The organism is Staphylococcus sp. FSL K6-0223 (assembly GCF_038008285.1).
In genome coordinates, this window is the sequence record NZ_JBBOYX010000001.1 from 1,537,373 (window position 1) to 1,551,327 (window position 13,955).

Genomic DNA, 13,955 nt, shown 5'->3' on the forward strand with positions numbered 1-13,955 from the left:
TTACTTGTCCTCCTTAAATTTAACTTCACCCTCAACCATTGTTAAAACAGGGTTACCATATACTTTATATCCTATAAATGGTGTATTATCTGCTTTAGATAAGAAGTCTTCACCACGAATTTCTCTTTCTTCATCTAAATTGATGATTGTTAAGTCTGCATAGCTGCCTTCTTCTAATTTTCCATAAGGTAAATCAAATATTTGTGCTGGTTTAATTGTTAAGTAATCAACAAGTTGTTGTAATGACCAGTCTCCATTTTTAACAAAATGAGTATATAATAATGGGAAGGCTGTTTCACTTCCTACAATACCAAATGGTGCTTTTGTCATTGGCTGAGCTTTTTCTTCTTTGGCATGAGGCGCGTGATCTGTAGCAATACAATCAATGGTACCATCTAGTAATCCTTCTAATAATGCATCTCTATCTTCTTTACTTCTTAATGGTGGATTCATTTTAAAAATGGCATTATCACCTGGAACATCATCTTCAGTTAATAACAGATGATGTGGTGTCACTTCAGCAGTAACATGAATGCCTGCTGCTTTAGCATCACGAATTGCTCTTACACTTTCTTTTGTTGAAACGTGGCACACATGATAGTGACAATTTGCTGCTTCTGCTAATAAAACGTCTCGTGCAATTTGTACAGATTCACAAATGTTTGGAATGCCAGGAATACCTAATTCTTCACTACGTTTACCTTGATGCATTGCACCACCATAAATTAAGCTATTATCTTCACAATGAGCAACAACTGCTTTATTTAATTTTGCAGCTTGTTGCATCGCTTCATACATCATTGCTGACTCCTGAACACCTACACCATCATCTGTAAATGCAAATGCACCCTCTTTTGAAAGTGCTTCAAAATCAACATGCTCTTTACCAGCTTGACGAATTGTAATTGATGCATAAGGTAAGACACGGACTTGTGCATTTTCTTTAATTAATGATTGCAACTGATCCATGTGTTCTACTGTATCAGGTACAGGACGTGTATTAGGCATAGGACATACTGTTGTAAACCCGCCACGTGCAGCTGCTTTTGTTCCAGTTTCAATTGTTTCTTTATGTTCTCCACCTGGTTCTCTTAAATGTACATGCACATCTACTAGTCCTGGTGCTACAAACTGACCATTTGCATCAATGACTTCAGTACCTTCATCAATATTAATATTTTCATTCATTTCCTTGATATATTGTCCATCAATTAAAATTGACGTTGATTTAAGTTCACTATTGTCTAAAATTTTAGCATTTTTTATAAGTTTCATAATTATTCTCCTTTTCTTGATAAAAGTTTATCTATTACAGCCATTCTTAAATACATTCCATTTTCCATTTGTTTAAAGATTCTTGACTTAGGTGCTTCAACTAGTTCACTATCGATTTCTACGCCACGATTTACTGGAGCAGGATGCATCACTATCGCATCATCTTTTAAACGACGATACCTTTCTTTAGTTAACCCATATTGTTCATGATAATGATCAGCTTTAAAGTTTGCTTCATCAGTAATACCATGTCTTTCATGTTGAACTCTTAAAAGCATAATGATATCAACTTTATCAATCACATCATCAATATTTACATAGGGAGCATCTAATGTTTCATCTACCCATTCATTAGGACTTGAGAACATTACTTTAGCGCCAAGTGAGGTTAAACTTGTATAATTACTTCTTGCTACACGAGAATTTTTAATATCTCCACATATTAAAATATTTAATCCTTCAAACGTTTCGTATTCTTCATAAATCGTCATTATATCCAATAAGCTTTGAGTAGGATGCTGACCACTACCATCTCCAGCATTTGCAATCGGAATATTTAAATTTTCTAGTTCTTCGTAATATGCATTTTGAGGATGTCTAATGACTAATAAATTGACGCCAATACTCTCTAACGTTTTACAAGTGTCATAAAGTGATTCTCCTTTTTGTACTGAAGAAGTGCTTGTTTCAAAGTTAACTTGTTTCAATCCAAGATTAAGTTCAGCTACTTCAAAACTGCATTTTGTACGTGTTGAATTTTCAAAGAATAAGTTAGATACATATTTTCCTTCATACTGAGGGACAATTTCTTTTCCTGATTTAAAACGACTCGCTGTTTGAATAAGATTAAAAATATCGTCGTTTGTTAAATATTCCATTGAAAATAAATTTTTCATGACCTGCCTCCTAAAAGATCCTCTTTTATTTAATGTCTGATTCTTCTTTTTCTTTTGGCAAAATAAGATTTAATATGATTCCTGATAATGCTGCTAAAGCCATGCCTTCAATTTGTAGGTTCACACCAAGACTTTTTAAATTGATAAGTAAATTTCCAATACCAACTACTAGTACTACTGATGCAATAACTAAATTACGATTACTAGCAAAATCAACACGACTTTCTACCAACATTCTAAGTCCACTTGCTGCAATAATACCGAATAATAAGATAGATACACCACCCATAACTGGTGTAGGAATTGATGAAATTAATGCTGAGAACTTACCTATAAATGATAAGATAATTGCAATCACTGCTGCGCCACCAATGACATAGATACTATATATTTTTGTAATTGCGAGTACACCAATATTTTCGCCATAAGTTGTACTAGGCGGTCCTCCAATAATACTAGCGAACATTGTTGAAACACCATCACCTATAATTGAACGATGTAAACCTGGATTTTCAAAGAAATTACGTCCTACAATTTTATTAATTACCATTTGATGGCCAATATGTTCACTGACTGTTACAAATACTATAGGCAACATGACTAAAATAAGTCCGATATGTATCGATGGAACATAATCTTTAAATGGTAAATATATATCTGGAAAATCTAGCCAACTGGCTTTAGCAATTGGTTTGAAATTAACAATGCCTACAAAAATTGACACAATATAACCTACAATAATTCCTATTAACACAGGAATAAGAGAAAGGAAGCCTTTAAAGAATCCTTGAACAATAATAGTTACTAGTAAAGTTACTAATGCTACTAATAAATAGCTTAAATTGTAACCCTTCATATCTCCTGAATTCTCATACATTGCCATGTTTACTGCTGTTGGTGCGAGACTTAAACCAATGACCATAATAACTGGACCAACAACAACTGGTGGTAAAAGATGCATCAACCAACCGGTACCACTTAATTTTATGAAGATACCAATAACGATATACATTACGCCACTAGCGAATAATGCGACAAGCATATCTCCTAAACTGTGTGTACTTAACCCCGTAATAATTGGAGTAATAAATGCAAAGCTTGAACCTAAATAGGCAGGTATCTTTGCTTTAGTAATTAATATATATAGTAATGTTCCTATCCCAGATGCTAATAATGCTGCAGAAATAGGTAACCCTGTTAAAAATGGAACAAGGACAGTTGAACCAAACATTGCAAATAGATGTTGTAAGCTTAAAAACGCCCATTGTGCTGGTTTTGGTTTATCTTTTACATCTAGTACTGGTTTGACAGTACGTTTAAACATTTGCTCATTTTCCATGAAATGTTCTTCCTTTCTAAAAAAGTCTCTTTACACTATGGTAAAGAGACTAAAATAAATTAATGAAATATTATAAAAAGCTTCTTTAAGTTTTTTATAACATGACATAGGAAAAGTATTTAATTTAAGTGAGACATATCATCTATCCAATTAATAAATACATTACACGCTCACCATTAAATACTTTACCTTTTTCAGTCTCTCGTACTGGTTTAAAAGGTTAGTTATTCAATTACTACTGCATTTCTATCATCTATTTCTTCAAGATAAACAGATACTGCTTCATCTTTTGCAGTAGGTATATTCTTTCCAACAAAGTCTGCTCTAATTGGCAGTTCACGATGGCCACGATCCACAAGGGCAGCGAGGCCAATTTTTATAGGTCGAGAATGTAATAAAATTGCATCTAAAGATGCTCTAACTGTTCGTCCAGTATAAAGTACATCATCAATAATGATCACTATCTTATCTGTAACATCTTGATCAATTTCAATGGCATCTTTAGTGATAGGCTTTTTCGAGTTTTCAATATCATCTCTAAAATGAGTAATGTCAATCGTACCTGTTGGAACTACATGATGTTCAATTTGTTTAATTTTTTCTTGAATACGACGTGCTAAAAATTCGCCTCTTGTTTTAATACCTAAAAGAACAAGTTGTTCAGTTCCTTTATTATATTCTAGAATTTCATGTGCTATACGTGTAACAGTACGTTGTATAGCTGCTTCGTCCATAATAATACGTTCTGACATGATTACACCTCTTAAAAGAAAAAACCTCATGCCTTTTACAAAGACATGAGGTTTAATGTATATAAAAATATTTTATATGATTCGTCTGATAACAATCGAACAATTAAAGTTAATCATATTTATATCATTAGTCACCCTGTCTTTTGAGCCTCTCTGGACTCTTTTTAAAAGACACTGTTTTGTTTAATTTTAACTGTTATTAGCTTAAATCTTTTTAGTTCATAAGTCAATATGCTTTCTTTTAATTTACGACTTTGTTCTCTAATTTTATGATTCTCTTAATCGAATATCTTCTAATAGCGATTGAAACTCTTGAGGTAACTCAGCATGACGTTCAATATATTCATGAGTGACAGGATGTTCAAAACCAATAACTCCAGCATGTAAAGCTTGTCCACCAATATCTAATGTTTTTCTAGGACCATATTTAGGATCTCCAACAAGTGGGAACCCAATATATTTCATATGAACACGAATTTGATGAGTACGACCTGTTTCTAATTGACATTCAATTAATGTATAGTCATTGAAATGTTCTATTACATTAAAATGAGTCACTGCTTCTTTTCCATCATCAACAACATCCATAGATTGACGGTCTTTTTTGTTTCTGCCTATTGGAGCATCAATTGTTCCATAATCATGAGGGATATTACCATGTACTAAAGCTGTATACTTACGCTTTACTGTTTTATCCATAAGTTGTTCTACTAGACCACGATGTGCTATATCATTTTTAGCTACCATAAGTAAACCAGACGTATCTTTATCAATACGATGAACAATACCAGGACGTATCTCTCCATTGATACCTGATAAATCTTTAATTTGATACATTAACCCATTAACTAATGTACCTGTATAATGACCTGGTGAAGGGTGTACAACCATGCCTTTAGGTTTATAAACAATGGCTACATCTTCATCTTCATAATAAATATCTAAATTGAGGTTCTCCGGTAAAATATCGGCTTCAACCACTTCTTTTTCAGTCACTTGAATCTCATCATTTAATTTAACTTTATAATTTGATTTGATTATTTTACCATTAACAGTGACTAAATCATTTTTAATCCAATCTTGAAGTTGACTTCTAGACCACTCACTATTGAAATCAGATAATAATTTATCAATACGCTGACCTACGAGTGCTTCATCTTCTATTTTATATTCATACGTTTCCACTACGTGCCCTCCTATTCTTTTTTAGTTGCATCCTTAACCAATGCAATAATGACAAAAATAACACCAATTGTTAAGCTTGAATCTGCGATATTAAAAATTGGAAAATCATATCCAAAAATATTTGTATCAATGAAATCAACAACTTCACCATTGAATAAACGATCGATAAAGTTACCTAATGCACCAGCAAATAATAAGCTAATTGCAACTTGCATAAACGCATTATATTTAGTTTCTTTAATATAAAATATAATAAGTACAGCTAAAATAATAAGAGTAATAATATAGAAAAATCCCATTTTACCACTTAAAATCCCCCATGCTGCACCATTATTTCTATGTGATGTAATATTTAAAAAATGAGGAATCACTTCATAAGAATCACCAATGTTCATGGTTGCTGTAATTATTTTTTTAGTTAATTGGTCTATAATTAAAATCACGATGGCTACTATTAAAGATAAACCAATATAATATTTCTTTTTCATTCATGTGCCTCCATTCAGCCCTCAACTCTTTGACAACACTCTACATTATAGCCTACTACTTAGCATAAAAAAAGCTACAATCTTCTATGTCATATTTGTGTTACTTTTAGGATGAATATAATTAAATTGATCGACTTGATCAACATCTACAAAACGTGTTGTAATTTCGTAAGGTTTTCTGAAATTCATATCAGAGACTATTAAAGAGCCATCATTATTGACTTGTTCTACATAAGCAACATGTCCATGTTTTCCTTTTGGATAATGTAAAATAGAACCCTTAGTTGGATTTTCATTGACTGTATACCCTTGTTTCTTAGCCTTATTTGCCCAATGTTTAGCGTCACCCCATTGGTTACTTATTAAATGATGGTCTTCTTTTACTCGATCAAATACATAGTAAGTACATTGACCTTTAGCGTATGTGTTATATTTCATAGGATTTTTTTCCCAAAAATGAATTGTAGGTTCAGTCATATCTTGATTGTCTAGACCATCAAAAACTGCACCGGCCGTAAATATCATGCACACAAACACCATTAAAAAAATCCATTTTTTCATTTCATCACTCTACCTCTATAAAATTAAATCTAAACTGGATACCATCTGGACCTTTTATATTGATATGATGTGTTTCTGGATAATGAAAGTCAACGATAGATAAACCATAAGTATGTTCATTATCTATTCGCTTTATTTTTGAATTCCATTGATTCATTGAAAGATGACAATAATATTGTTCAGAAGCTAAATAAAACGATTCATCATCTAAATATGCAGAAGGTACTAGTCCAAAATGGTTTAAATAATACTCTCTTACTTCATTTAATCGAATGGTTTTTAAACTAATATTCCCAATTTTACTATCATTAGGTAAACCTTGCCATCCGATGGTGGATGCATATGGTAATAATGAAGAAACATCGAGCGGCTTAATATTGAGTCTAATCCATTCACTTTCTTGTTTCCAATCAGAAATCGCTTTATCAACATAAAATTTAAACATATGACCTTCTGGATCTTCGACAAAAATAAATGTACATACATTTTGTTCTCCACCATTAATTGGTAACTCATAATCATTTAACTTTTCGATTAGATCTGCCAGATGTTGTTTATTGGATAATTGAATTCCTATATAAAATAAACCAGCTTCTTGAGATAAAGGATTTCGTCCAGACTTTATCTCTCTTAAAGTAATATAATGGTGACTGTCTCCAACTTGATATTTGACAGCGGTTAATGTCTCTTCCACTTTTTTAAACCCTAATAATTCTTCATAGAACGGTTGTAAAGTACGTAAATCTCTTACATTTAAAGTGATACCATTAATAAAATGTGCATCATTATCATGAAACATAGGACACCTCCTAAATTTTAAAATCTCTCTTTCAATTTAAAAAAGCTATGATTAATGATTATTCTATAATAAAATATTTAAAATTTTATCAGTCTTAATGCGTAATATTCAACTATTTAGACTAAAAAAGCTTTCGATAGAGAGAACTTCATTGCGTTTCCATCGAAAACTTTTAAATATATATAAAGTACATTATTTTTTAGCTAAAACTTTATTGTAGATTCTTGTACCAACACATGCACCAAACATTACACCAGTAGTCATAGCAAGATTAGTAAAAATTTTATTAACGGAATCTTGTTTATCTTTTTCATAACTAGCTAAATGATTCATATACTGTTTGAATACACCCATCACAAACTTATGTGCAATGGCTTGAGTAAACTTATAAACTCCCCATGGTAATGTTGGTTCATATCCTTGCAACGCTGCAATACCTTCGTTGGTATCTAATATACGTCTAAATTCAAATCGTGCATTACTACTGTCTTTAACCATAGCTAAATCTCCACCAACAATTTTATACACAATCATTTCATTAATAGAATCATGATTATCTCTTTTCATTTTTAAAATACATTTCCTTATTAATGGTAATTGAATATTAAATTCATGCTCATTAATGGTACCATTTACTAAATGGAGCGTGATATTATTAATAAATTCTGCATATTCTCTTGTTACATCCTGTATCGAATAACTTTCCGGAATTCTAAAACGCGTCATTGCTCTAACATCTTTAACTTCATCTCTCTTATTTTGATTTGATTTAGATTGTTTTGTAGTTATTATTTGTTGTTCATCTTGTTTTTCTTTAAGTGCTTTTTTCACATTTTCTTTACCATTCATTTTCTCTTTAATCCAATATCGACTTAACCGAATAAGGATGGTTGGTAAGTGCAATATAAACAAATGTTTATCAAGAATAGTCGCTATACGTTCAAATAATTCTTGATAATTCATTACCTTAGGCCTTGTAATATTAAATACTTCATTTTCTTTAGGAGAACGTTCGACTAACATAGCTAATTTATCAATAACATCATCCATAGATACTGGCGCAATCATATTGTAAGCCCAGTTCGGTAGAATCATTGCTGACAAACGCTCTATCATTCTTTTAAAAATAGGATATGAACTACCGTTTGAATCTATAATTAACCCAGCACGTAATGTGCTTACAGGGACACCATAATATCTTAATATTTTTTCACATTCTAACCGACTTTTTAAGTGAAGTGACAAATGACTATCATTCGTGATAATACCACTCATAAATATAATGTGTTTGACCCCATGTTTTTTCGCTACGCGCCCAACATTATCAGCTAGTAGTGCATCCATATCTTCAAAATTAGCCTGTGTAAGTTTAGCACTTGTCTTCATTGAATGACCAAGATAAATCGCAGTATCTATACCTTTCATTACTTCAGTTATAGCATCTAAATCAAATAAATCTGCTGATTTCCAAGTTACATTTTTTTCATTTTTTTTATTTTGAGCATTTCTTGATATTGCGATAATCTCATGATTAACTTTTAATTTATCTTTTAAGTGACTACCAATATATCCAGAAGCCTCTGTTAGTAAAATCTTACCCATCATTTTATCTCTCTTCCTATATTACTTACGAGAAACATTCTATCACTTATTATTTGATATAACCTCATCCGTTTTTATCTAAACTTGAAACTCTATTCAGATATATTTTCAAATTATTATTATTTAATATTTATATACTTTATAAAAAAACGCTCGTAACCCTTAATTAGGTTACAAGCGTTCTATCTCTATTGAATTAAACTAAAGTTTTTACGACTTCTTGACAACGTGGACATAAATGATCAAGTTCACCAACAGATCCTAATGTTTCACTATAATTCCAACATCTTTCACATTTTTCACCTGAAGCATGTTCAATACGAATGTCACCATGTTGGTATTCATTTCCATTGTCTACTTTTTCAGTCACTTCAACTTGAGAGACGATAAATAATTGTTGTAAGTCATTAAATTGTTGTAAAAATTCTGCAGCTTTAAAGTGATCATTGTTTCCAATCACTACTTTAGCTTCAAGAGATTTACCGATAACTTTTTCATTACGTGCTGCTTCTAATGCACGGTTTACATCATCACGTAATGACATAAATTGATTCCATTTATCTAATAATTCTTGATCAACGTCAACAACTTTTGGCATATCTGCTAAGTGAACACTTTCTTCTTTAACATGTGGTGTATGAGACCATACTTCTTCGGCAGTATGTACTAAAATAGGAGCAAGTAATTTAGTCATATCTACTAAAATTTGGTACAACACTGTTTGCATACTACGACGTTTATGTGCGTCTTTTTGTTCAATATAAAGAATATCTTTACCATAATCTAAATAGAAGTTACTTAATTCAACATTGATAAAGTTTTGAACTTCTTGATAAATATTTAAGTAATCAAAGTTATCATAGTGATTAATAGTACTAGCAGTGAATTCACGTAAGCGATTCAATAAGTAACGATCTACTTCTAATAATTCATGTTCAGCTACACTGTCTGTTTCAGGATTAAAGTCATTAATATTACCTAACATAAATCTTAAAGTATTTCTGATTTTTCTATAAACATCAGACGTTTGTTTTAAAATTTCATCTGAAATACGTACATCTGCTAAGTAGTCTGTACTACTTACCCATAATCGTGCAATATCTGCACCTTTTTGTTTTACTACTTGATTAGGAACGATAACGTTACCTAAAGATTTACTCATTTTTTTACCTTCGCCATCCATTACGAAACCATGTGACAATAAGAATTTATAAGGTGCTTGTCCTCTAGTCGCAACTGCTGTAGTAATTGAAGAGTTAAACCAACCACGATATTGGTCACTACCTTCAAAATATAAATCGGATGGGAAACGCAATTCTGGACGAGTTTCTAACACGCCTCTATGAGATGAACCAGAGTCAAACCAAACATCCATAATATCTGTTTCTTTAGTAAATTCTCCATTAGGGCTTCCAGGATGTGTGAATCCTTCTGGTAATAAATCTTTAGCTTCTCTTTCAAACCAAACATTTGAACCATATTCTTCAAATAAATCAGCTACATGATTGACTGTTTCTTTTGTCATAATAATATCGCCATTTTCAGCGTAAAATACAGGCAATGGTACACCCCATACACGTTGACGAGAAATTACCCATTCACCACGGTCACGAATCATATTATAAATACGTGTTTTACCCCAATCCACTTTAAAATCAGTCTCTTCAATCGCATCTAAGATATCTTGTCTTACTTTATTAATTGAAGCAAACCACTGAGGTGTTGCACGGAAAATAACTGGTTTTTTAGTACGCCAATCATGTGGATAACTATGTGTAATAAAGTCTAATTTTAATAAGGCGTCTTTATCAGTTAAAAGGTCTGTTACAGCTTTATTTGCTTTATCATAGAACATACCTTCAAATTGTCCGCCTTCCTCTGTGAAGACACCTTTATCATCCAAAGGACTGATGACAGGTAAATCGTATTTTTGACCTACAATATAGTCATCTTCCCCGTGACCAGGGGCAGTGTGTACACAACCAGTACCAGCATCAGTTGTTACATGACCACCATTAATGACTAATGACACTCGATCTAAGAAAGGATGTTGTGCTTCAACATACTCTAATTCTTTCCCTGTAAATTCTTTTTCCAATTGAATAGTATCTTTATCCCAGCCTAATGCTTCAGAAACACTTTCAGCTAAAGCTTCAGCAATCACGTATTTCTTACCATTTACATTATATTGACCATATTTCAAATCTGGATGAACTGTAATTGCTACGTTAGAAGGTAATGTCCAAGGTGTAGTTGTCCAGATAATAAATTGAGCATCCTCATCGATAGTACCTTTTGAATCTTTAACATCAAAGGCTACATAAATAGATGCTGAACGTTTATCGTGATATTCAATTTCAGCTTCAGCAAGTGAAGATTCACTTGATGGTGACCAATAAACAGGTTTTTTACCTTTATAAATTAATCCTTTATCAGCCATTTCACCGAACAAACGAATTTGAGCTGCTTCATATTCAGGTTTAAGAGTAATATAAGGATTATTAAAGTCCCCACGTACACCTAAACGTTTAAAATCTTGTTTTTGAAGTTCAACTTGTTCTAAAGCAAATTCTTTACATTTTTCTCTAAACTCAGCAATTGACATTTTTTTGCGATCAACGCCTTTTTTAGTCAATGCTTGTTCAATTGGTAAACCATGTGTATCCCATCCTGGAACGTAAGGTGAGTAAAATCCTTGCATCGTTTTATAACGTACAATAATATCTTTAATAATTTTATTTAATGCATGTCCCATGTGAAGATTACCATTTGCATAAGGTGGGCCATCATGCAAAATAAATGATTGATTTCCTTCATTTTTCTCTAAAGCTTTTTGATAATGATTATTTGCTTCCCATTGCTCTTGAATTTTTGGCTCTTTATTAGGTAAACCTCCTCGCATTGGAAAGTCGGTTTTTGGCATTAATAACGTTTCTTTGTAATTCATATTTTCCACTCCTTAAATATAAAAAGAACTCTAAGTTCAATTAATAGGGACGGGAAATCCGCGGTACCACCCTTCTTAACTCAACTTAGAGTTCTCTTCTTAATATTATAAAATTTTAATATGTCAGTGATATAAAAAATAGACTTATATTAGGCTTGCACCGTCTCCTAACTCGCTGTGAAAAGTTTATTATTTTTTACGTGTCTGACATTTTATTAACTATTTATTTGATGATGATTCGCTACTTGAAACATCCTTATTTTCAGATGTAGACTTACTTGTATTAGTTGTTTCATTAGAATTGATTGACTGATTTTCCTCATTTGATACTGTCTCAGTTGTTTCACTCGTTGGAGTTTCATTATTCGCATTTGGATTTACATCTTGTGGATTTAAATGCTGTATATTTTCTTGTGTCACTTGTTCTGCATCAAAATCATAATTTAATAAGTAATCCCAATCATCATTTTTCAATAAATCCAGCTGTGCTTCTACAAGCATACGAAATCTTGATCTAAATATTTTAGATTGACGTTTCATATCTTCAGTTTGGAAAGATAAATGACGTGCTTTTTCAATAGCATCATTTACAATCACATCAGCTTGCGCTTTTGCTTTAGAGATAATTGCTTCTGATTCTTTTGTGGCAGCAATTTTTGTTTGTTCTCCAGCTTGTTGAGCTTGAATAAGCGCATCACTTACTGATTGATGAACATCTTGATAAGATTTAATATTAGTATCTCTCTCTTCAAGCACTTTTTCAAGTTGTTTTTTTTCTTCTTTAAGTCTTTCAATCTCATTACTTAATTGAGTTAAAAAGTCGCTAACTTCAGCAGGCTCCAAACCATTTTTCACTCTTGTAAATTCCTTATTTCTTATTTCATTAGGTGTAAAAGCCATCTGTTATCCTCCTTAAAACAAACCATCATAAAGGTGTTTTTATTATTTATCAATCAATATCATTTACTTAAATAGTGTTTGATACGTTATATGAACTTTTTCTTTTTTAGTTTTGCCACCTATATCAACAATTCGAGCACGTCCAAATCCTTGAATAGAGAGCAAATCATTGTTTTGAAGTTGAAAATCGGGAGAATCGATTAAAGTATGATTCACTTTTACCCGTTTTTTTTCAATTAATTGTTTAGCGATTGATCTAGATTTTCGAATCATTTCTTTTAAAACGACATCTAATCTTAAAGCACTGACTGTACTATGATGAATATTCCAATTCTCTTTTGATTGTATCATATCTTTAAATGGAATAGAATCAAGTTTAACTGTAGCACCTTTAATCTTTGTTAATTCCATCATAATATATGATTCCAATTGCTTTGTCAAAACAAACTGAATCGTATCACCAACAAGTATATCTCCTACTTGTTCTCTTTCTATACCTAAAGACATTAAAGTTCCAAGTACATGTTGATGTTGAATAGACACAAATTTCTCGGGATAATTAATTTGGATTAATACCTCTTCAAAATCATCTTCAGTAGGTTCAAAATAACTAGGCGCAATAATTGCTCTCTTTCTTTCTGCCGATTGACCACCGAAATAGCTCACTTTCATATCTTCAAAACTACCGACGATGACTTCTAATATATATTGTCCTCTAGGATCTAAAAATGAAGTCAATACAGGTGCATATTGTTGATTAACTTGTTCACATTTATCTAATAATTGATCAATAAGTGGTTGTTCTTCATTTCTAAAATGCTGATAAATATCGATGATTCACGCCTCCTTTTTTAAGTGTTAAAAAGCCTGAGACATTATGCATATCACAGGCTCTACTAACTTATTATAAAATTATTTTAGTATTAAATAATTTAATATCATATCAAAAATACTTTTCAATCCATATTGAAATAATACAAGTACAAATAATGCTACAATTGATGAAATATCAATCATACCAATGGGTGGAATAATCTTTCTAAATGGCTCTAAGAAAGGTTCATATATCTTACTTAAAAATGATCCAAATTTAGATTCTCTAATTGTTGGAACCCATGAAGTAAAGAAATAAATAATCATTCCCCAATAATAAATTTGAACCAGTAATAATATAAAGTTAAATATACTAGCTAATATACCAACATCCATAT

Annotated in this window: 13 protein-coding genes; all 13 read right to left on the reverse strand. The window is 31.7% G+C overall.

The features are described from left to right. Window positions 1-1,275: a dihydroorotase gene (locus MHI13_RS07535; protein WP_070548262.1), complete on the reverse strand. Its 1,275-nt coding sequence runs from the start codon at window positions 1,273-1,275 to the stop codon at window positions 1-3. 2 nt (window positions 1,276-1,277) lie between these two features. Continuing rightward, window positions 1,278-2,171: an aspartate carbamoyltransferase catalytic subunit gene (locus MHI13_RS07540; protein ID WP_017174557.1), complete on the reverse strand. Its 894-nt coding sequence runs from the start codon at window positions 2,169-2,171 to the stop codon at window positions 1,278-1,280. 25 nt (window positions 2,172-2,196) lie between these two features. Continuing rightward, window positions 2,197-3,510, reverse strand: a complete 1,314-nt coding sequence (locus MHI13_RS07545) for a uracil-xanthine permease family protein (RefSeq protein ID WP_048680024.1) — start codon at window positions 3,508-3,510, stop codon at window positions 2,197-2,199. A gap of 224 nt (window positions 3,511-3,734) precedes the next feature. Next, window positions 3,735-4,262: a bifunctional pyr operon transcriptional regulator/uracil phosphoribosyltransferase PyrR gene (pyrR, locus tag MHI13_RS07550; protein ID WP_017174555.1), complete on the reverse strand. Its 528-nt coding sequence runs from the start codon at window positions 4,260-4,262 to the stop codon at window positions 3,735-3,737. Between the two features lie 267 nt (window positions 4,263-4,529). After that, complete coding sequence (locus tag MHI13_RS07555; RefSeq protein ID WP_017174554.1) at window positions 4,530-5,447, reverse strand: RluA family pseudouridine synthase; 918 nt, start codon at window positions 5,445-5,447, stop codon at window positions 4,530-4,532. A gap of 11 nt (window positions 5,448-5,458) precedes the next feature. Next, window positions 5,459-5,935 carry a signal peptidase II gene (gene lspA / locus MHI13_RS07560; RefSeq protein WP_002448847.1) on the reverse strand — a complete coding sequence of 159 codons (477 nt, stop codon included), beginning with the start codon at window positions 5,933-5,935 and terminating at the stop codon, window positions 5,459-5,461. 84 nt (window positions 5,936-6,019) lie between these two features. Then, the gene (locus tag MHI13_RS07565) at window positions 6,020-6,496 is read right to left on the reverse strand and encodes a CHAP domain-containing protein (protein WP_025987213.1); all 477 of its coding nucleotides are present in this window, start codon (window positions 6,494-6,496) and stop codon (window positions 6,020-6,022) included. A 4-nt stretch (window positions 6,497-6,500) separates the two neighbouring features. Continuing rightward, on the reverse strand, window positions 6,501-7,295 hold the full coding sequence (locus MHI13_RS07570; protein ID WP_017174552.1) for a VOC family protein: 795 nt from the start codon (window positions 7,293-7,295) through the stop codon (window positions 6,501-6,503). Window positions 7,296-7,487: 192 nt separating this feature from the next. Further along, the gene (locus tag MHI13_RS07575; protein WP_054105492.1) at window positions 7,488-8,897 is read right to left on the reverse strand and encodes an NAD(P)H-binding protein; all 1,410 of its coding nucleotides are present in this window, start codon (window positions 8,895-8,897) and stop codon (window positions 7,488-7,490) included. A gap of 196 nt (window positions 8,898-9,093) precedes the next feature. Next, window positions 9,094-11,844 (reverse strand): isoleucine--tRNA ligase, encoded by a 2,751-nt coding sequence (gene ileS, locus MHI13_RS07580; protein ID WP_019835563.1) that lies wholly within the window; start codon window positions 11,842-11,844, stop codon window positions 9,094-9,096. Between the two features lie 219 nt (window positions 11,845-12,063). Then, window positions 12,064-12,744, reverse strand: coding sequence for a DivIVA domain-containing protein (locus MHI13_RS07585; RefSeq protein WP_049382509.1), 681 nt, complete (start codon window positions 12,742-12,744; stop codon window positions 12,064-12,066). A 63-nt stretch (window positions 12,745-12,807) separates the two neighbouring features. Further along, window positions 12,808-13,581 (reverse strand): YlmH family RNA-binding protein, encoded by a 774-nt coding sequence (locus MHI13_RS07590; RefSeq protein ID WP_054105452.1) that lies wholly within the window; start codon window positions 13,579-13,581, stop codon window positions 12,808-12,810. Between the two features lie 75 nt (window positions 13,582-13,656). Continuing rightward, window positions 13,657-13,953 (reverse strand): YggT family protein, encoded by a 297-nt coding sequence (locus MHI13_RS07595; protein ID WP_002455457.1) that lies wholly within the window; start codon window positions 13,951-13,953, stop codon window positions 13,657-13,659. Window positions 13,954-13,955: the final 2 nt, after the last annotated feature.

Excerpts from the sequence above, each read along its gene's own strand:
- MHI13_RS07595 (WP_002455457.1), bottom strand. The coding sequence starts at position 13,953 with ATGGATGTTGGTATATTAGCTAGTATATTTAACTTTATATTATTACTG.
- ileS (WP_019835563.1), bottom strand. The coding sequence starts at position 11,844 with ATGAATTACAAAGAAACGTTATTAATGCCAAAAACCGACTTTCCAATG.
- MHI13_RS07575 (WP_054105492.1), bottom strand. The coding sequence starts at position 8,897 with ATGGGTAAGATTTTACTAACAGAGGCTTCTGGATATATTGGTAGTCAC.
- MHI13_RS07565 (WP_025987213.1), bottom strand. The coding sequence starts at position 6,496 with ATGAAAAAATGGATTTTTTTAATGGTGTTTGTGTGCATGATATTTACG.
- MHI13_RS07570 (WP_017174552.1), bottom strand. The coding sequence starts at position 7,295 with ATGTTTCATGATAATGATGCACATTTTATTAATGGTATCACTTTAAAT.
- MHI13_RS07540 (WP_017174557.1), bottom strand. The coding sequence starts at position 2,171 with ATGAAAAATTTATTTTCAATGGAATATTTAACAAACGACGATATTTTT.
- MHI13_RS07535 (WP_070548262.1), bottom strand. The coding sequence starts at position 1,275 with ATGAAACTTATAAAAAATGCTAAAATTTTAGACAATAGTGAACTTAAA.
- MHI13_RS07545 (WP_048680024.1), bottom strand. The coding sequence starts at position 3,510 with ATGGAAAATGAGCAAATGTTTAAACGTACTGTCAAACCAGTACTAGAT.
- pyrR (WP_017174555.1), bottom strand. The coding sequence starts at position 4,262 with ATGTCAGAACGTATTATTATGGACGAAGCAGCTATACAACGTACTGTT.
- lspA (WP_002448847.1), bottom strand. The coding sequence starts at position 5,935 with ATGAAAAAGAAATATTATATTGGTTTATCTTTAATAGTAGCCATCGTG.
- MHI13_RS07585 (WP_049382509.1), bottom strand. The coding sequence starts at position 12,744 with ATGGCTTTTACACCTAATGAAATAAGAAATAAGGAATTTACAAGAGTG.